This is a genomic window from Oceanobacillus phoenicis (assembly GCF_047238145.1).
GTDB lineage: Bacteria > Bacillota > Bacilli > Bacillales > Amphibacillaceae > Oceanobacillus.
In genome coordinates, this window is record NZ_JBDFME010000001.1 from 2,300,633 (window position 1) to 2,320,188 (window position 19,556).

Below are 19,556 nucleotides of genomic sequence, written 5' to 3' on the forward strand. Positions count from 1 at the left end.
GGGAGGCATATTATGGTTTTCGTCATCAGCGTCATTTTAGCAATTATTGTAATATTAACCATTGGACTTATTCTAAGAAAACGAATTTATGACAAAGTAGACCATCAAGAAAAGTGGAAAATGGATATCATGGCAAGGGATGTTGCACAACAAATAAGCAAAATTAAAAGCCTTAATTTGTCCGGAGAAACACAAGAAAAATTTGAACTTTGGAAAGGTCGTTGGGAGCAAATCATTACGAAAGAACTTCCAGACATTGAAGATCATTTATTTGATGCAGAAGACGCGGCGGATAAATTTCGAATGAAAAGAGCAAATAATATATTATCAGAGGGAGAGCAGAAACTACAAAATATTGAAGTTCAAATAGAAGAAATACTTTTGGAATTGGATGAACTATTAAGCTCAGAAAAAACTAGCAGAGAAGAAGTTTCCCAAATTGTTCCTACAATTAAACTTCTTCGTAAATCATTATCACAATCAAGATATCAATATGGAAAAGCAGAGAAGTACTTTGATAATAAATTGGATGATTTTGATGCTCGATTAGCTACATATGAAGAACATGTTGAATCTGGAGATTATTTAGAGGCCAACAGACTTATACAAATTTTAAAAGAAGAAATTGTTGAGTTTGAAAATAAAATGGAACAATTCCCAGAAATACTAAGAAGATGTAGACAGGAATTACCTTCTCAATTAGAACAAGTGTTATCAGGAATTCAGGAAATGAAAGAAGACGGTTACCGTGTAAAACATTTTGGGTTTGATAAAGAAATTATTACATACCAAGAACAACTTAAAAAATTACAACAACAGTTAGAACAAGGTGATATTACAGATGTTTCTTCAAGGTTAGATGATATAGATGAACGTATTGCCGAGATTTATGAATCTCTTGAAGGGGAAGCTATCGCTAAAAACTATTTAGAACAGCGTATTCCAGAATATGAAAAATCCATTAGCGAAATTGCTGCTACTTTTGATGAGACAAAATTGGAAGTTGAGGAAATAAAGAAAGCTTATTTTGTAGAGAATAATGACATGGAACGATTCTTAACTGTTGGTAAAACCATTTCTAACTTAAGAGAACAATTAAAAGAACTTCACAAAGAAATGAATGACGATCAAAAATCCCATTCGGATTTACAAGGTGTGGTTGAGGATGGATTTAGCAAAATTGAACAATTAGAAGAACAGCATGAGGAATTTAAAAAATCAATTGAGAATCTTAGAAAAGATGAAATGGAAGCTAGAGAAAAACTTATAGAGATGCGCAAACAGCTTTATGAGTTGAATCGAAAGCTGAAAAAGAGTAATATACCAGGTGTACCAGGATTTATTTGGACGAGATTTGAAACTGCTTCTGCTAAAAACAGTCAAGTGGTAGATGCTTTAGAGGATTATCCATTAGATATTGCCAAAGTTCAACATGCATTGTCTGAAGCGAAACAAGCAGTTGATCAGACAGATGAACAAATTGATATAATGCTTGATCAAGCTTATTTAACGGAACAAGTCATCCAATATGCAAATCGTTATCGTAGCCAACACCCTGAACTAAATGGGAAATTAAGAGAGGCAGAGCGATTATTCCGTAACTATGAATATGAATTATCCTTAGAGCATGCGGCTAAGGCAATAGAAGAAATTGAGCCTGGTGCCTTAAAGCGAATTGAAGAGAACCAACTAACCTTGAATAGATAGACTAAAAAAGGCTGTCATTAAGAGACGATATGTTTTCTTAAGTCAGCCTTACATTTTTGTAAAAGTAGGTGAATCCGATGATTTATTTAGATAATAGTGCAACAACGCAACCAAAAGAAGAGGTAATACAAAGTTTTCAACTAGCTTCTTCTCAATTTTTCGCAAATCCTTCTTCTATTCACCCGCTTGGTGGCAGAGTTGAGAAATTATTAGTTACTGCTAAGCAACAGGCTGCAGAAACGTTAGGAGTACGGAAAGAAGAAATCATCTTTACATCCGGTGGTACTGAAGGAAACAATACTGCTATTAAAGGAATAGCTTTAGAACATGAACAAAGAGGCAAGCATATAATTACGACTGAAGCGGAGCATCCGTCTATTTATGATACGTGTAAGAGTTTAGAAAAATTAGGATTTCGAATCACTTTCTTACCAGTGGATGAGAATGGGTACGTTTCCGTGGAGCAAGTAGAAAAAGCAATTGAGTCTGATACCATCTTAATTACAATGATGTACGTTAATAATGAACTCGGTACCATTCAGCCAATTGAAGCGATCGGAAATATGTTGAAAAAATATCCAAAAGTATTTTTCCATGTTGATGCAGTTCAAGCATTGGGAAAAGTACCATTGAAATTAACCGATAGTGGTATTGATTTATGTACCTTTTCTGGGCATAAGATTCATGGATTAAAAGGAACTGGGATGCTTTATGTGGAAAAAACTACTACGCTGTTTCCGTTGATGCATGGAGGTAATCAGGAATTTGGTCTACGTTCGGGTACCGAGAATGTTGCTGGTGCGGTTTCCTTTGTGAAAGCACTTCGATTAGTGATGGAACAATATCAACAAAATCAGCAGCATCTTATCCAGTTAAATAAAGTGTTAAGAGAAGGGTTATCAAAAATGGACCATATCGTTATTCATTCACCATCACATGGAGCGAAGCATATTGTTAACTTTTCTGTTCTTGGTGTAAAACCAGAAGTAATGATTCATACTTTAAGTGAAAAGGAAATTTATATTTCAACAAAATCTGCTTGCTCATCGAAAGAACTAGATGAAAGTAGAATTCTAATTGCTTGTGGGAAATCACGTGAAGAAGCAATTTCTGGTTTACGTGTTAGTTTTTCTTATAATAATACAGTAGCAGATGTAAAAGAATTTCTAAAAGAATTGTATAATGCAATTAAACAATACAAAGAAGCATTGGGGTAGATAGTAATGAATTATGATCATATATTAATACGCTATGGAGAAATGGCGTTAAAAGGAAAGAATATAAAACAATTCATCATAAAACTACAGGAGAACATTCAGCAAAAAATTAAACATTTTGAGGGTGTTAAAGTTAAACGAACGCAGGGTAGGATGTTTGTTTTATTAAATGGAAATGACCCTGAGCCAATTATAGAAAAACTGAAAAATGTATTTGGTATTCATAGTATAAGTTTAGCGATTCAAGTAGAGAACAGTGAAGAGGAAATAAAAGAAGGAGCGCTGTATGCTTTAAAGAAAGAAGAGAACGCAAAAACATTTAAAGTAACTGTGAAACGCATATCTAAGGATTTTCCTATTCCTTCTCAACAAATGAATCAGATTTTAGGTGGACATCTATTAACTAATACGGATGGGATCACTGTAAATGTACATGAACCTGATGTGGAAGTACGTGTGGAAATTCGCAAAGAAGCTACCTATATAACTTCCGGAGCAATCCGTTGTAGAGGCGGACTTCCGGTTGGGACATCTGGTAAATCATTATTATTATTATCGGGTGGGATCGATAGTCCGGTAGCTGGATTTTTAGCAATGAAACGGGGGGTTCAAATAGAAGCCATTCACTTTCATTCTCCACCCTTTACAAGTGAACGAGCAAAACAAAAGGTACTTGATCTAACACAGACATTAACGAAATATGGAAAATCCATTAAAGTGCATATCGTCCCTTTTACGAAGTTACAGCAAGAAATTTTTCGGGAGATGCCAAATGATTATGCAATGACGATTATGCGCAGAATGATGTTTCGTATAAGTGAGCGAGTTTGTGAGCAAGAAGAGATTTTATCACTAACAACTGGAGAAAATTTAGGTCAAGTGGCTAGTCAGACAATGCAAAGTATGCATACGATTAATGAAGTGACAAATTATCCGATTATTCGTCCACTCATAGCGATGGATAAGCAAGAAGTTATTGAGATATCCCAAGAGATCGGAACGTATGAGACTTCCATACAACCTTATGAGGATTGTTGTACGATTTTTGTACCGAAGTCTCCAAAAACAAAGCCAAAGCGGGAAAAAGTAAATTATTATGAGGCTCATCATGATTTTACTCCAACAATGGAAGAAACAATCAAAGGGATTGAGACAGTTAAAATTACGGAAAAAACAGTGATGGACCAATCTTTTGAAGATCTCTTGTAATAAAGATTACTTGTTAGATGAAACAAGAAAAAACTACCAATAAATTAGATGCATGGTTTTCCTCCAAACAACACAATCTATAAGTACCAAGGAGGTGAACTAACATGGCAAACAATTCTTCAAACCAATTGGTAGTTCCAGGAGTGCAACAAGCACTTGATCAAATGAAATACGAAATCGCTCAGGAATTTGGTGTTCAGTTAGGAGCTGACACTACTTCACGTGCTAACGGTTCTGTTGGTGGTGAAATCACAAAACGTCTTGTAACAATGGCTGAGCAACAATTCGGTGGAACAAAATAACTTATAAACAATAATATTTGGCTAGCTACCCTTGTCAACGACAAGGGTAGCTTTTTAAAATTATAAAAAGGTACGTTTCACTCGTTCCCAGTATGAGTTATTCTTTAACTTCACTGTTTTAATAATTGTATCGTCCATCGTAACTTCTATATTCTGAATACGTTTGATTGGTGATGCTTCGTTATCCAGACTAATGATTGGATGATCATTGCCATCTTGTAATATCTCAAGTTGTAATTTTCTGTTCTTATTTAATAAAAAGGAAGAACCAAGGGTACGATATTGGTTATTATTTAAAGATGCAACTTCTGAAACTTGAAATCCATGAATTAATGGATCGATAACTGCTCCTCTTGCTGACTTGGAATAACCGGTACTTCCTGTAGGTGTGGACACGATCATCCCATCACCTCTAAATGTTTCGAAATGGAATCCATCAACAAGCACATTAATAACGATCGTTTTTACAATCGTTGATCTTATGGATACTTCATTTAAACAATAAAAAGGTGTTTCACCATTAATTTGTACTTTAATTGTAGGAAATCTTCGTACTTCTAGGTCTTCATGTAGTACGGAATGAACCATATCATCAAAATTGTCAATATTGAAATCACAGTACAATCCTGATTGCCCTTCTCGCATAATTCCAGTATAAATACAATCTTGCCTGAAACCGGTTTTTCTTACAGCTTGTAAAAAAGTACCGTCCCCACCAATACTTACTATAATAGAGGCATCTTTAGAATCCTCTACTACGTTTAATCCATTTTCCGAAGATATTTTTTTTAGTGCGTTAATTTTTCCATCCATTTCTTCATCAGGATGATAGTAAAAGAAAATGTTTTGTCTCTCTGCCATGATGAAACCTCCAAAACTTTATTATACAACCTACTTTAAGTTTACCATGTTTATTTCAACATATCCCTATAAAGGGTTTAAAATATAGTGAATTGCCTAAAAATAGTTTATATATGAAGAAGAAGAAGGGGATTCTAATGTGGGTAACAATAGGTATTATTGTTTTTAGCTTTTTTTTACTTGTGGTATTAATAGCTCTCTTAAAAATATCCATACATATAACATTTCATTATTCAAAAGAGCAAAGTGTAGTATATATTCAAGCTCTTATTTATAAATGGAAAATATATCAGAAAGAATTGAAGATAGAAGAGAATCAAAGTGAAAAAATAGACTATTTGAATTTTCGTAAAGAAATTATACAATTTATTCGATCCATACCAATTGTTTATCGTAATGTTACTCATTTTCTATCGTTGATTGAAATCTCCCTCTTTGAATGGAAGACAAAAGGAGGGACTGGGGATGCAGTAACGACAGGAATATCGACAGGAGCAATATGGGCAATAAAAGGAATAATTATCGGGTTCTTACGAGAACACATGAAGAAAGTAGATGACTTACTTGTTGACGTTACTCCAGATTATCAAAAGTCTTTTATCCAAACTGATATTCGTTGCATGATATCTATAAGATTAGGAAAAGCTATTTATGGAATTCTACAACTATCAAAGTTAACGAATAAACAGAAGGAGGCTACTAATCATGGATGAACATCCAATTGAGGGTTTAATGACTACAGCAATGGAAAGTATACAGAAGATGGTAGAAGTAAATACAATCATTGGTGATCCTGTGAAAACACATGATGGAACGGTAATTATACCCGTTTCTAAAGTTGGTTTCGGGTTTGCTGCTGGGGGGAGTGAGTTTTCTCCTAGTCAAATATATTCGGATGAAAGTAGACAACAGGAAATGCCATTCGGTGGAGGAAGTGGTGGAGGAGTATCTATAACTCCAGTAGCTTTCCTTGTAATTGGAGAAAAGGGTATGGAAATGATCCATTTAGATCAACATACGCATCTTTATGAGAAATTAATTGATGCCGCCCCACAACTTGTAGAAAAAATGAAAAAATTAATGAAAGAGAATGAGGATGGAGAAGGATCCCATAAAGAAGAAAAGAAAGATAAGAAAGAAGAAAAGAAATCATCATCTTTCCACCACTACGATATTTAAAAAGAATATATCTCCTGATTTGATGTGTAACATTGGACATGTTTTTTGTAAAGCTTCATAATAAATGTAGACACAATATGGTTGGGAGAGATAATTTATGTCAAATGTAACATTTAAAAATGATCCTGTAACATTACTAGGTGCAGAAAAGAAAGTTGGAGATAGTGCACCAGATTTTAAGGTTCTAGCAAATGATTTATCAGAAAAACACTTAAGTGATTATAAAGGAAAAGTAAAAGTGATAAGTGTTGTTCCTTCAATTGATACGGGTGTATGTTCTGAACAGACACGTCGTTTTAATGAGGAAGCTAGTAACTTTGAAAATGTTCAAATATTAACTATCAGTATGGATCTGCCTTTTGCTCAAAAACGTTGGTGTGCAGCGAATGGAATCGATAAGGTAGATACGTTATCAGATCATCGTGAAGCTGACTTTGGTGAAAAATATGGTGTTCTTATTAAAGAGTTACGTTTATTATCTAGAGCTGTTTTTGTCGTTGATGAGAACGATAAGATAACTTATGTTGAATATCTATCAGAGGTTTCTAATCATCCTGATTATGAAGCAGTAATCGCTCATTTAAACAAATAACTTTTAATGATAGTCATCCCGGTCATTTGGGATGGCTATTTTTAAATGAACCAATCTTTTTGTTTAAATCAATAAAAAATTTTCTTTTTATTTGTATATTTACTCAAAAGAAGATATAGCAACGAACAATTTATTACTGAAATAGAGAAAATAAGGTTTAATCACTTAAAAGAGTGTATAAAAGGGAATAAATATTAACAAAGGTTTTTATAGGTGATTTTTTATTCCTTTCTTATTTTTTTACATATGAGAAAAGTGTTGATACAATATAAAAGTTGTCAGCATGGATAGGAGGGTATACCATGGAGCAAACGAACGTGGAACTTATTTTTAATTGGCTTGATAAAACAACTGAAAATGTTCAACAAACTAAGAATGAAACATTTTTAGATAGTCTTGTAATCACATTAGAGATGTTGTTCGAAAAAGATGTGCCAGAAGGTTTTGATGATATTGCAAAACATAAATTAAACCAATTATTATCAGAAATAAACGTAAGTGATTTCCTACATGAAGAAATTCGAAAAGGAATATCGTTGGCAATATTAAAAGGGATGAAAGGATCTACGCAACAGCAACATCTAATGACTCCTGATACAGTTAGTCTAATTGTGAGTTATGTAGCAAATAAATTGTTAGCTTCACAAAAAGAAGTAGCATTATTTGATCCAGCTAGTGGTACGGGTAATTTACTAACTGCAGTGATGAATCAATTGGATAAAGATGTTGCTGCATACGCAGCTGAAGTTGATCCAACATTAATAGGACTAGCTGTACTTAATGCAAATCTACAAGAAAAAGAAGTTGAATTCTTCCATCAAGATAGTTTACGTCCTTTTTTAATGGAACCTGTAGATATCGTTATATCGGATCTTCCAGTAGGATATTATCCTGATGATATATCGGCTAATGACTATGAACTAAGGGCGGATGAAGGGCATTCTTATTCGCATCATCTGTTCATAGAGCAAAGCCTAACATATATGAAGGAAGGCGCTTATTTTATTGGAGTCGTGCCTGAATTCTTATTTGATAGTGATCAATCTGATAAGCTGCATGCGTTTTTACAAAAGCACGCACATATTGTTGGCGTTATTCGTTTACCTGAATCGGCCTTTAAATCCAAACAACAAGCAAAGAGCATTTTAATTTTGCAGAAAAAAGGGGAAGCTACAAGTGATCCAAAACAGCCATTACTTGTTCAGATGCCCTCTTTCAAAAATGCTCATGCAATGGCAGACATCTTAAAGAAAATGGACCAATGGTTTGCATCCTATCCAAAAGGGATCAATAGTAAATAGGAGTGAGAGTAATGAGTAATGTGTTAGCAATTAATGCTGGTAGTTCTTCATTAAAGTTTCAACTTATTCAAATGCCAGAAGAAGAAGTAATTGCAAAAGGACTAGTAGAACGTATTGGAATGCCTGACGCAATTTTTTCAGTCGAAGCAAACGGAGAGAAAGATAAGCAAGTTACAGATATTCCCGATCACAGTGTTGCTGTAAAAATGTTACTAGAATCATTAACTTCTACAGGTGTTATTCAATCATTTGATGAAATAGACGCTGTAGGACATCGTGTGGTTCATGGCGGCGAATACTTCTCTGATTCTGTCTTAATTACAGATGAAGTTATTCAAAAAATAGAAGAAATATCTGAATTAGCTCCATTGCACAATCCTGCGAACTTAACAGGGATTCATGCATTTAAGGAAATCTTACCTGAAGTTCCGATGGTAGCTGTATTTGATACTGCATTCCACCAAACAATGCCTGAGGCATCTTATATGTACAGTCTTCCAAGAGAATACTACGAAGAATATGGGATTCGTAAATATGGTTTCCATGGCACTTCCCATAAATATGTCTCCGAACGTGCAGCGGATTTATTAGGTGTACCTTTATCCAACCTACGTTTAATCTCTTGCCACATTGGTAATGGAGCAAGTGTAACTGCAATTAAAGATGGTGAATCCATTGATACTTCGATGGGATTCACACCATTAGCGGGTGTAACGATGGGTACTCGTTCAGGAAATATTGACCCAGCACTAATTCCATATATTATGGACAAGACTGGTAAAACAGCAGATGAAGTATTAAACGTGTTGAACAAAGAAAGTGGAATGTTAGCATTATCAGGATTCTCTAGTGATTTACGTGACATTGAAGAGAAATCTGATACAGATGCAAGAGCGGAGTTGGCATTAGATGTATTTGCAGGTCGTATCCATAAATATATTGGCTCGTATGCTGCTAAAATGAATGGACTTGACGCAATCATTTTCACTGCTGGAGTTGGTGAAAACAGTGTTACTATCCGTGAAAAAATCCTAACTGGACTTGAGTTCATGGGAATCTACTGGGATCCAAAATTAAACGATGTACGCGGAAAAGAACAATTTATTAACTATCCACACTCTCCAGTAAAAGTAATCATTATTCCAACAAATGAGGAAGCAATGATCGCAAAAGATACGGTGAGATTAAGTGGACTAAATGGATAATTTTTTTACTTTATAATTATTTTAGCGAATACGTTATAAGTAAATAAATATCAAGAATTGTCCTTGATTAACCTTTTTATAATTATCGATCTTCTACTTTGTAACGAAACATTACATTGAAGGAGGTCGTTTTTTTATATCATAACTGTTCATCTTAATGGCTTTATAGAATTGTTGGAGTAAGGGAAAATTTAAACAACAAAAAAGAAGCGTATACAACTATACGCCTCCTATAATAATTGTTCTTTAGTTTATGTTCTTTTCTTTCACACTATAAATTACATAAGCAATTACACTAACTGCAAAGCCTATAATTATTCCTAGTGTGGTTGAAAACAAAAGGCTCATCTGAAGTGTATTACCAAGAATAATACCGATAATACAACCTATTCCCATACCTAAGGGCATTAAAATAGTCATAAGGTTATTAACGTTCTTTGAACCATCCATACAGAATCTCCTTTATCGAATAACCAGTACATCACATGGCGCATATCTAGTAATGCTTTCAGAAACACTTCCAATAAGAAAACGTTCGACAGCATTCATTCCTGTTGCTCCACAAATAATTAAATCTGCATCAAATGTTTTGGAAATTTCTTTTGCAATTTTTACTTTAGGGGACCCATATTCGATAACGCGTGCTAAATCTGTTATACCAGCTGCTTTTGCTGTTTCTACATAAGAATTAAGCAATTCTTTAGCGTAAGTTTCGGCACGTTCAGATAAACTGCGATCATAAGCTTCTGCTGTAGCAAAAGTACGAGAGTCTACCACATGGGCGAGGATAAGTCTGGAGTTGTTACGTTTAGCAATGTCTAAAGATTTGTTAAATGCATTTTCTGCTGCTTTTGATCCATCTACAGCTACAACGATATTTTTATATTCCATCAATAATCTCCCCTTTCTTATCTACTTATTATATACCCGTTTTTAGTTATCTCCAATCCTAAAAGGAATAAAATAACATTATGGTTTTTAGGGATAAGGTTAAAATAAAAACATGGAGGTGATAGAGAATGTCCAAAAAACAAGGAAAAATGCAATCTTTGTATGAGGATAATAAAGGTGTCGCTGCTGTGAAAAATCAATTAAATGAAAGTTATCAAAGTGGTGTCATAGAAGATCAACTCCATAACAACCGTGGAATTAACACATTTAATAACCGTAAAGCCTAAATACGAATAAGAGGAGTAAACCTCCTCTTTACATAAAACATATATATTCTATTAGTGATGATTTATTCGCCATCGTATTTAGATGGTAAATTGAAACAATAGTGCGTTTCTTCACAATATTTGTTACAATTTATTTATCGAAGCTCGTACATCAATTTGAAAAGAGGTATGTACATGAAAATTGGTATTCCTAAAGAGATTATGAATAATGAAAACCGAGTGGCGATTGCTCCTTCAGGAGTTATGTCATTAAAAGATGCGGGACATGAAATTTATGTGGAGACAGAAGCTGGTCTAGGTTCTAATTTCACTGATGAACATTATACTCAAGCTGGAGCTATAATTGTTCCGACAGCACAAGAAGCCTGGTCAAAAGAAATGATAATGAAAGTAAAAGAGCCTCTACATGAAGAATTTATTTATTTTCAAGAAGGACAGATTTTATTTACGTACCTTCATCTAGCTAATGAGCCAGAGGTAACGAAAGCGTTAATTGAAAAAAAGGTAATTGGGATTGCATACGAAACTGTTCAATTGCAAAACCGCTCTTTACCATTATTAACACCAATGAGTGAAGTAGCAGGCCGAATGGCAACACAAGTAGGTGCACAATTTCTTGAAAAACCTAGAGGTGGGAAAGGGATAATACTTTCGAGTATCCCAGGAGTTAAAAGAGGAAAAGTGACCATTATTGGTGGAGGAGTAGTTGGTACGAATGCTGCGAAAATAGCGATTGGATTAGGAGCAGATGTTACGATCATTGATCTGAATCCTGAAAGGCTGCGTCAATTAGATGATATTTTTGGTAGTTCCATTAATACACTCATGTCAAATTCGCTTAATATAGGAGAGGCGGTTAGAGAATCTGATTTGGTAATTGGTTCTGTACTCATTCCTGGTGCAAGAGCGCCTAAATTAGTAAGTGAAAAAATGGTGGAGAGTATGGCTGAAGGATCAGTAATTGTAGATGTGGCAATTGATCAGGGTGGAAACTTTGAAACGAGCGATCGCATTACTTCTCATGATGCTCCTACCTATACAAAACACGGAGTTCTCCATTACACAGTTGCAAACATGCCGGGTGCTGTACCTCGTACATCAACAATTGGATTAACGAATGTGACTGTTCCTTATGCATTACAATTAGCAAATAAAGGTTATAAACGAGCTTGCTTAGAAAATGAAGCTTTATTAAAAGGAATTAACACTTTGGAAGGATTTGTGACATATCAAGCTGTGGCAGACGCGCATCAATTAGAGTATCGTGATGTTATTAGTATTATGGAGTAAAGAAGAACTGTTCATGTTAAAAAACCGACCCTTCTATATTTGTCTAGCTTTTAGGTCGGTTTTTAACATGACTGCTTAATTTACTATTTGTAAGTTTTTCGGATATTTCGTTAGTGTTTTCGGTCCTTCTTCAGTCATATAGATCATATCTTCAATTCTTACTCCACCAACATTGGGTACGTAAATACCAGGCTCAATCGTAAATGTCATGCCACTTTGCAGAGGTAATTTATTTTCTCCATGCATGGATGGATATTCATGTGTTTCGATTCCTAGTCCGTGACCAATACGATGAGTGAAGTACTCACCGAAGCCCGCGTCGGAAATGATTTTTCTTGCAGTTTGGTCTATTGTACCAACAGAAGTTCCTATAGTTGACCGTTCGATTGCTGCTTCTTCTGCTTTTAATACTGTTTCGTATATGCTTTTCTGTTCTTCGGTTAAGTTACCAAAAGCAACTGTTCTGGTTATATCAGAACAATACCCTTGGTAAATAACTCCTAAATCAAAAAGAACGAATCCATTTTTTTCTAATTGAGATGTTGATGGGTTGCCATGTGGAGAGGCTGTTTTAGCACCGGATAATGCCATTGTTTGAAATGACATTTCTCTTATCCCTTGTTTTTTTAAGGAATATTCAATCGTAGCTACAAGGTCCAATTCGGATACACCTTCTTGAATAGTTTCTACTCCGGTTTGTATTCCAAAATCAGCAAGTTCAGCAGCTGTTTTTAATAAAGAAAGCTCTTTTTCTGATTTAATTACACGTAAATTGGCGAGCAATTCTTTCGCATCTAGAAATTGAGATCCCGGTAATGTATTTTGGATTGCTTGGTAACGTTCCATTGTTATATGATCTTGTTCTAATGCAACCGATTGGGGTTGATGATTTTGTTTGTTCAGATAATCTTTAAGTAAATTCCAAGGATTTTCATGATCATAATAACTTAAAATGGTATATTTCCAGCCAGCATTCCTAGCATCACTTTCTTCCATTTTAGGTAATAAAAAGATAGGATCAAATTTTTCGGATAGATAGATTCCCACTATTCTTTCGTGTGGGTCTGTATAATAATTACTTAAATAATAGACATTGGCTTTTGATGTTATAAATGCGCTATCTATGGATTGTTCATTTAACTTTTTTAAAAAATTTTCTAAACGTTCTTGCATTTCATTACCTCCTCGTTTCGTATTTTGATATTATAACAGGATATTAATATTTTTTAAAAGGTGATGAAGTATAGACTCCTTGAAGGTTACAAGAAAATGTTTAAAATAACGATGGAAATGGGAAGAAGTAATATAGAGCAAAATGAAAAATAGTATTAAAATTACCTTAACTATAAAGGAGAGATATTAATGAAAGTATCTTATCATGGTCACTCAGTAGTACAAATTGAAACAGAGAATCATAATATTATTATCGATCCATTTATTAATGGAAATGAAGCTTGTGATTTAAATGCAAGCACATTAAAAGCAGATGTAATTCTATTAACACATGCACATAATGATCATGTGGGAGACACTTTTGAAATTGCCAGAAATAACGATGCTTTTATTGTTGCGCCAAATGAGTTAGCTAACTATCTTAGTGCTCAAGGTTTAAATGCCCATCCAATGCATATTGGTGGCTCTAGACAATTTGATTTTGGTACAGTAAAACTTACTCAAGCTTTCCACGGATCTTCTTATGAAGCAGAAGATGGGTCAATAATATATGGTGGAATGCCTGCAGGAATCCTTCTCACTATTAATGGTAAGACAATTTATCATGTGGGGGACACCGCGTTATTTAGTGATTTAAAAATGTATGGTGAAATGAATGATATTGATATTGCGTTTATTCCGATCGGGGATAACTTTACAATGGGTCCAGAAGATGCAATACATGCAGCTGATTGGATAAATGCAAGTATATCTGTTCCGGTACACTACAATACTTTTCCAGTAATAGAACAAGATGCTAAAGCATGGGCTAAACAAATAAAAACTGGAAAAGGATACGCAATGAATATTGGAGAAGTTATCGATTTGTAGAGAGTATTTTAACAAGTAAATAGAATTCTAATAAAAAAGCCTTATGAATCACGTTCTGTTGATTCATAAGGCTTTTTAACTGTTATATATCTGGTATAATACTTTTTTTGGAAGAACAATAAGTAAATATACCTAATTAAAATGTAAATAAGTCTTTTGGCTGTGTGAAAAAAATGATATTATAGGTTATAAGAACTATATATTACCAAATTTTACTAGAATTGAGGTTGGCGTTGTGGGGAGAAATGGGGATATTAGCTTCGTTATTACCAATAATGTTATACGATATTCTGAAGGCCATAGTAATCCAAAGAACGATGAGAGTCACGTTGGGGAAGTGGAGCTCCCTTTGGGTATTATTGATAAAGGGATAATTAAAGATAAAGAAGAACTTAAATTTGTTATTACAGATTTAGTGCAGCGCTATCAATGGGAAGGAAGAAAAGTTGCTTTCACTTTACCAAGTGAATTAGCGCACCTCTATCAACTTTATAAATCAAAAAGGAAAAACAGAGAAAGTTTACTAATTGTGAATCAATGGTCTAAAGATATACATAATTATGATCAATATAGAGATACATCAAACCTATTAATCTACTCATATTATCTTCATCATATTCAAACGTATACAACTTTATTAAATCGATCAAAAGTTCATCCTATAAGAGTAGATGTCGCACCACAAGCCATTTATCGATTGTATCAAGAGCGAGTCTCCTATATTCCAAATGATGTATTAGTAGTTTATTGGAATAAAGATGTATTAACTATGACTACATATTATTTAGGACAAGCTGTCTATACAAAACATTGGCATGTTGAAAGCTCAACCTATTTACCTGGATTATTTAAAAAATACTATACCGAGATAGTTTCCAATCAAGGAACAATTGCCTTTGGTCAGGTTGTTCTAAGTGGTGATGTTACTTATTTAGCTGAAATCTATTCTGAAATAAGGGAAAATATCCGTTCTCCCATCTATGTATATGGAAATCAATTTATTCCTACTAAGTTTATGGATGTCATCGGTGTGGCTATGTTGTAGCTTACAATAATTGGTTATGAAATTCTTTTTTTCTTCATAGACTAGTATGAAGATAAGGAGGGATATCTATTGAGACAATATGCTCTACTACGCTTACTTTTAGCAGTTTTTTTCTTATATATTGCTTGGCCATTAATACCTGAAGCAACTTCACAGCTCGAATTTATTTTTTGGGGATGTTGGTTAGTTTTCTTATTTCTTTTTGTGGGAGCAAATCTTTCCACGCTTTTACAAATTACATCTCCACCTGTAATGGAACAGAAGGAATTTTTAAAGAGAAAACTTGGAAATAATTGAGTTTCCGTATTTTCAACTGTATAATAATAGTCAAGATAACTATATAGTACAGTTGAAAGAAGGTGAATGACCATGTCTACAAAACATGAGCAGATCATTCAACATATTATCGCTTTACCTGTGGGGAATAAAATATCTGTCCGCCAGATTGCAAAAGAACTTCATGTAAGCGATGGAACTGCATATCGGGCAATAAAAGAGGCGGAAAACCAAGGGTTAGTCAGTACTATTGAGCGTGTAGGAACGATTCGGATAGAACGTAAGAATAAAGAAAATTTCGAGCAACTTACTTTTGCTGAAGTGGTTAATATTATTGATGGACAAGTCTTAGGTGGCAGAGATGGATTATATAAAACATTAAGTAAATTTGTAATTGGAGCCATGGAGCTTGATGCAATGATGCGCTATACACAGGCGGACTCTTTATTAATTGTTGGTAATAGAATAAGAGCACATGAGCAAGCTCTACATGAAGGAGCAGCTGTATTAATAACTGGCGGGTTCGATACGGAAGATTATATAAAAAAACTTGCAGATGAGAAAGAGCTTCCGATTATTTCCACCAGCTACGATACATTTACTGTTGCTGCAATGATTAATCGTGCAATATACGATCAATTAATTAAAAAGGAAATAGTATTCGTAGGTGATATATCTACTCCTTTTGAAAGTGCTTATTATTTAACTACAAATGATCGCATTGAACAATGGTATCAATTAAATGAAAAATCTTCGCATACTCGTTTCCCGGTTCTAGATGATAAATTGCGAGTAGTTGGTATGGTGTCATCTAAAGACATTGTTGGAAAAACAAAGGAACATCGAATTGATCGAGTCATGAGTAGAAAACCGCAAGTTGTCCAAGAAAAGACTTCTCTAGCTTCGGTTGGGCATATGATGGTTTGGGAAGGAATAGAATTAGTTCCGGTAGTAGACCAGTCTCATCAACTAAAAGGCGTTGTATCTCGACAAGACGTTTTAAAAGCAATGCAGCAGATTCAACGTCAACCACAAGTTGGGGAAACAATTGATGATATTGTATCAAGTAATTTAGTTGCTAATGAGGAAGATGAATTGTCTTTCACTACGAAAATAATTCCTCAAATGACAAATCAATTAGGTACTTTATCAAATGGAGTATTTACTTCGCTAATAACAGAAGCATGTAGCAGAATGCTCTTAAAAGTGAAAAAAGCAGATATTTCAATAGAGAACATAACCGTTTACTTTAGTAAACCTGTTCAAATTGAAAGTGAGTTAACGATTAAACCTAAGATAATTGATGTAGGTAGACTCTATGCAAAAATTGATGTCGAAGTTTACAATTTACACCAAATGGTTGGTAAAGGATTAATTATGGCACAACTAATCAATAGATAAAAATACCCGCTGAATGAAGTTCTCTTTATGAAGATAAACAAAAAACCGACTATAATCGAATCGGATATTTTTCTAGATTATAGGTCGGTTTTAGTTTTTTTGCTTTTTATTCATTAGGGTTAAGACGTCGCCATTCGCTTCGGTAATGTTTAGTTTCACCAATACCTCTTACTAATTGGAGAATCCCGAAAACAAGCAAAAGAATACCAATGAAAAGACTTAATTGTGTTAAATAGTTTAAATATTGATTAATCGCGAATGCTGAAAGGAATATACCTAAACAGATTCTTGCCTTACCATTAAAATATCTTTGTGTAAGAATGTCTTTTTCACGAATAATAGCGACCTTATAGTAAATATAAAGAACTGCAGAGAGTACAATAAATATTGGAAATATAACCATTTTTTAAATCGCTCCTAGCTCATGCTATAATATTATAATCTATACCGTTAATATTGTAACGTTTTTCCAATTGGATAGCTAGAGTAAAGTAGATATTATAGAGGAGGAAGTAGATTGACAAGACAGCAAATTATCGAAGCAATAAAACAATATAATCGGATAATAATTCATCGACATGTGCGTCCCGATCCAGATGCTATTGGATCTCAATCGGGATTAAAACATTTGATACAGCATTCTTTTCCAAATAAGGAAGTATACATTGTAGGTGAAACCGAACCATCTTTAAGTTTTTTAGATATGATGGACAGTGTCAGCGATGAAACTTATGCAGATAGTTTAATTATTGTATGTGATACCGCTAACCAACCTCGTATAGATGATCAACGATACGATAGAGGAGAAAAGTTAATTAAGATTGATCATCACCCAGAGACAGATACATACGGAGACATTCAATGGGTGAATACTAATGCGAGTTCTGTTAGTGAAATGATTGTTGATTTAGCGATATATGGTGAAAGTGAAGGTCTGCAACTCAATGATGAGGCTGCACGGCTTTTATACGCAGGGATTGTAGGGGATACAGGGAGATTTAAGTTCCCAAGCACGACGAAGAAAACGTTTCAATTAGCGGCAGAGTTGGTAACATTTAATTTTGATCGATCGCAAATTTATAATGCTTTGTATAGTGTAGAAGATAAAATTTCTAGGTTAAGTGGACACATATTGCAAAATTTTGAACTATCCACGTCTGGGTTATGTACCATTAAATTAACCACAGAATTATTAGAGAAATATAAAGTTAGTGTGGATGAATCCAGTCAGCTAGTGCAAGTAGTAGGAGATGTGAAAGGTATTAAGGCGTGGGTGTTCTTTATTGAGGAGTCCGACCAAATACGCGTACGATTACGTTCTAAAGGACCAATCATTAATGAAATAGCTTCACAATTTAATGGTGGCGGGCATCCATTAGCATCCGGAGCTACTGTTTACAGCTGGGAGGAAGCAAAAGCATTAGAATCGAAGCTTGAAAGAGCATGTGAGGAGTACATTATGTAATAGAAAAGAGACTAGAACTTATATTTAAAGTTTCAGTCTCTTTACTCAATAAGAGGAACTTAACTGGAAATTTGATTTGAATTATTATTGGGAACAAACCAACAACCAGCATGATCATAATCATATTGTACAGATATATTTTCCTTTTTAATGGAATTTTCCATTAATCGAATCAATTCTTCCGTTTCCGCATAGGCAGTGATACCTTGTCGAAGAAGTTGCATTTTTTTATCCCGAATTCTTCTTAAATGGATGGGTAACATAACTATAACTCCCTTCATTTAAGGTTTTTATATTTTTATATTATAAGTATAGCCGATATTATGTTGATTTACTATATATGGAAAGATGTGTCACATAACATTCATTATTGTACAGCTTCGGGATATAATACGATTTCTAATTCAGTATCAATAACAATTTTTTTTACGGAAAAGTGATAGGTAAGCTCCTCTAATTCAAAACCTTTATGTTCTATAGTGGAGTACAATAATTGATCTGCTTTGGATAAGGTAGCTAGTTCCTCTCCGATTAGATGATCAATTTCCTGTCGAATCAGAGCCTTTAATTGATCTTGAATAAGTAAATCCATTTTTAATCGTTCCGGTTCTTCAAAAATGATTTCAATACTTGAAACAATTAGCGGTTGTTGAGATTCTTCATCTCTTTCTTCTTTATCTTCAAGTAAAGCATTGTTTTGTTTCTTTAGTTCATTGACCTCACTCGTTAATTCTATATTTTCTTTTAATAAATCTTCATACATTGTTCCATACATATATATAATCACTAGATAACCAATAATGGAACCGAAGAATACACCTACAAAAAACAATCTCCAAGTGGGTTTTTTATGATATGGGGGGATATGCATTAGGTATCTCCTTGGACAAACCAATTAATAATAATAATTCCTAGTTTAACACCGCCCATTGCTGATAAAATTAAGAGAATTTGTTTAAAGAGATCTAGAGGTGTCCCATCTAGTAATCCTTTTTCGAAATTTGCAATGGCATCAAATGTACCCCCTATGGCAGCAACGATGGCCCAGATTCGTAATCGGTCAGCAATTCTGCTAATTGAAGTAAGAGCTGCATCCCCAGTTGCAAACTCACCAATGCTTCCTATAATCGAACCTCCAATAATGACTCCTAGTGCAATAAAAAAACAATGAATAAAGGCGGCAAAAAACCGTTCTTCCATATACATACTCTCCTTATGCAGTGTATCCTTGTACATGTATATGAGATATTTGTACAGGTTATGCGGGATCAAACCAAAACCGTAT

Annotated in this window: 24 protein-coding genes; 16 read left to right on the top strand and 8 right to left on the bottom strand. The window is 34.2% G+C overall.

Going from position 1 to position 19,556, the window contains the following annotated elements; genetic code table 11:
• The first annotated feature begins 12 nt into the window (after positions 1-12).
• From ezrA to ABC346_RS11375, 4 genes are all read left to right on the top strand, one after another.
• The gene (gene ezrA, locus ABC346_RS11360; protein WP_413234946.1) at positions 13-1,707 is read left to right on the top strand and encodes a septation ring formation regulator EzrA; all 1,695 of its coding nucleotides are present in this window, start codon (positions 13-15) and stop codon (positions 1,705-1,707) included.
• 77 nt (positions 1,708-1,784) lie between these two features.
• Positions 1,785-2,924 (top strand): cysteine desulfurase family protein, encoded by a 1,140-nt coding sequence (locus ABC346_RS11365; protein ID WP_413234947.1) that lies wholly within the window; start codon positions 1,785-1,787, stop codon positions 2,922-2,924.
• Positions 2,925-2,930: 6 nt separating this feature from the next.
• Positions 2,931-4,133, top strand: coding sequence for a tRNA uracil 4-sulfurtransferase ThiI (gene thiI / locus ABC346_RS11370; RefSeq protein ID WP_413234948.1), 1,203 nt, complete (start codon positions 2,931-2,933; stop codon positions 4,131-4,133).
• 104 nt (positions 4,134-4,237) lie between these two features.
• Entirely contained in the window at positions 4,238-4,435 is a 198-nt protein-coding gene (locus ABC346_RS11375; protein ID WP_017797308.1) for an alpha/beta-type small acid-soluble spore protein, read from the top strand.
• Positions 4,436-4,495: 60 nt separating this feature from the next.
• On the opposite strand, the gene ABC346_RS11380 is transcribed toward ABC346_RS11375, so the two are convergent.
• Entirely contained in the window at positions 4,496-5,296 is an 801-nt protein-coding gene (locus tag ABC346_RS11380; RefSeq protein WP_413234949.1) for an NAD kinase, read from the bottom strand.
• Positions 5,297-5,433: 137 nt separating this feature from the next.
• On the opposite strand from ABC346_RS11380, the gene ABC346_RS11385 reads away from it, so the two are divergent.
• The 5 genes from ABC346_RS11385 (at position 5,434) to ABC346_RS11405 (ending at position 9,573) form a co-directional block, all read left to right on the top strand.
• Positions 5,434-6,009 (top strand): DUF2953 domain-containing protein, encoded by a 576-nt coding sequence (locus ABC346_RS11385; protein WP_413234950.1) that lies wholly within the window; start codon positions 5,434-5,436, stop codon positions 6,007-6,009.
• On the top strand, positions 6,002-6,475 hold the full coding sequence (gene ytfJ / locus ABC346_RS11390) for a GerW family sporulation protein (RefSeq protein WP_413234951.1): 474 nt from the start codon (positions 6,002-6,004) through the stop codon (positions 6,473-6,475). Before ABC346_RS11385 ends, ytfJ begins: the two co-directional genes overlap by 8 nt.
• A 97-nt stretch (positions 6,476-6,572) precedes the next feature.
• Positions 6,573-7,067, top strand: coding sequence for a thiol peroxidase (tpx, locus tag ABC346_RS11395; RefSeq protein WP_413234952.1), 495 nt, complete (start codon positions 6,573-6,575; stop codon positions 7,065-7,067).
• A gap of 302 nt (positions 7,068-7,369) precedes the next feature.
• Entirely contained in the window at positions 7,370-8,368 is a 999-nt protein-coding gene (locus ABC346_RS11400) for a class I SAM-dependent methyltransferase (protein WP_413234953.1), read from the top strand.
• 11 nt (positions 8,369-8,379) lie between these two features.
• Entirely contained in the window at positions 8,380-9,573 is a 1,194-nt protein-coding gene (locus tag ABC346_RS11405) for an acetate kinase (RefSeq protein ID WP_413234954.1), read from the top strand.
• 246 nt (positions 9,574-9,819) lie between these two features.
• Here the strand turns inward: ABC346_RS11405 and ABC346_RS11410 are convergent, their stop codons facing one another.
• Together ABC346_RS11410 and ABC346_RS11415 are read right to left on the bottom strand one after the other, a co-directional pair.
• A complete protein-coding gene (locus tag ABC346_RS11410; RefSeq protein ID WP_413234955.1) occupies positions 9,820-10,023 on the bottom strand; it encodes a hypothetical protein in 204 nt (67 codons plus the stop codon).
• A 12-nt stretch (positions 10,024-10,035) separates the two neighbouring features.
• Entirely contained in the window at positions 10,036-10,464 is a 429-nt protein-coding gene (locus ABC346_RS11415; RefSeq protein ID WP_413234956.1) for a universal stress protein, read from the bottom strand.
• A gap of 128 nt (positions 10,465-10,592) precedes the next feature.
• Here ABC346_RS11415 and ABC346_RS11420 point away from each other — a divergent pair, with 128 nt between their 5' ends.
• Together ABC346_RS11420 and ald are read left to right on the top strand one after the other, a co-directional pair.
• Positions 10,593-10,751: a hypothetical protein gene (locus ABC346_RS11420; protein ID WP_413234957.1), complete on the top strand. Its 159-nt coding sequence runs from the start codon at positions 10,593-10,595 to the stop codon at positions 10,749-10,751.
• 174 nt (positions 10,752-10,925) lie between these two features.
• Complete coding sequence (gene ald, locus ABC346_RS11425) at positions 10,926-12,041, top strand: alanine dehydrogenase (protein ID WP_413234958.1); 1,116 nt, start codon at positions 10,926-10,928, stop codon at positions 12,039-12,041.
• Between the two features lie 75 nt (positions 12,042-12,116).
• Here ald and ABC346_RS11430 read toward each other — a convergent pair whose 3' ends face one another.
• Positions 12,117-13,214: a M24 family metallopeptidase gene (locus ABC346_RS11430; protein WP_413234959.1), complete on the bottom strand. Its 1,098-nt coding sequence runs from the start codon at positions 13,212-13,214 to the stop codon at positions 12,117-12,119.
• A gap of 189 nt (positions 13,215-13,403) precedes the next feature.
• On the opposite strand from ABC346_RS11430, the gene ABC346_RS11435 reads away from it, so the two are divergent.
• The 4 genes from ABC346_RS11435 (at position 13,404) to ABC346_RS11450 (ending at position 16,806) form a co-directional block, all read left to right on the top strand.
• Complete coding sequence (locus tag ABC346_RS11435) at positions 13,404-14,084, top strand: metal-dependent hydrolase (RefSeq protein ID WP_413234960.1); 681 nt, start codon at positions 13,404-13,406, stop codon at positions 14,082-14,084.
• Between the two features lie 235 nt (positions 14,085-14,319).
• A complete protein-coding gene (locus tag ABC346_RS11440; RefSeq protein WP_413234961.1) occupies positions 14,320-15,129 on the top strand; it encodes a type IV pilus biogenesis protein PilM in 810 nt (269 codons plus the stop codon).
• 69 nt (positions 15,130-15,198) lie between these two features.
• Positions 15,199-15,426 carry a hypothetical protein gene (locus ABC346_RS11445; protein ID WP_413234962.1) on the top strand — a complete coding sequence of 76 codons (228 nt, stop codon included), beginning with the start codon at positions 15,199-15,201 and terminating at the stop codon, positions 15,424-15,426.
• A 72-nt stretch (positions 15,427-15,498) separates the two neighbouring features.
• Positions 15,499-16,806 (top strand): DRTGG domain-containing protein, encoded by a 1,308-nt coding sequence (locus ABC346_RS11450; RefSeq protein WP_413234963.1) that lies wholly within the window; start codon positions 15,499-15,501, stop codon positions 16,804-16,806.
• 106 nt (positions 16,807-16,912) lie between these two features.
• Here the strand turns inward: ABC346_RS11450 and ABC346_RS11455 are convergent, their stop codons facing one another.
• Positions 16,913-17,209, bottom strand: a complete 297-nt coding sequence (locus ABC346_RS11455) for a YtpI family protein (RefSeq protein WP_413234964.1) — start codon at positions 17,207-17,209, stop codon at positions 16,913-16,915.
• A gap of 114 nt (positions 17,210-17,323) precedes the next feature.
• Here ABC346_RS11455 and ABC346_RS11460 point away from each other — a divergent pair, with 114 nt between their 5' ends.
• The gene (locus ABC346_RS11460; RefSeq protein WP_413234965.1) at positions 17,324-18,271 is read left to right on the top strand and encodes a DHH family phosphoesterase; all 948 of its coding nucleotides are present in this window, start codon (positions 17,324-17,326) and stop codon (positions 18,269-18,271) included.
• Positions 18,272-18,330: 59 nt separating this feature from the next.
• On the opposite strand, the gene ABC346_RS11465 is transcribed toward ABC346_RS11460, so the two are convergent.
• From ABC346_RS11465 to ytrH, 3 genes are all read right to left on the bottom strand, one after another.
• Positions 18,331-18,534: a YtzJ family protein gene (locus tag ABC346_RS11465; RefSeq protein WP_413234966.1), complete on the bottom strand. Its 204-nt coding sequence runs from the start codon at positions 18,532-18,534 to the stop codon at positions 18,331-18,333.
• Between the two features lie 104 nt (positions 18,535-18,638).
• Complete coding sequence (ytrI, locus tag ABC346_RS11470; protein ID WP_413234967.1) at positions 18,639-19,142, bottom strand: sporulation membrane protein YtrI; 504 nt, start codon at positions 19,140-19,142, stop codon at positions 18,639-18,641.
• A complete protein-coding gene (ytrH, locus tag ABC346_RS11475) occupies positions 19,142-19,471 on the bottom strand; it encodes a sporulation membrane protein YtrH (protein WP_413234968.1) in 330 nt (109 codons plus the stop codon). Before ytrH ends, ytrI begins: the two co-directional genes overlap by 1 nt.
• Positions 19,472-19,556: the final 85 nt, after the last annotated feature.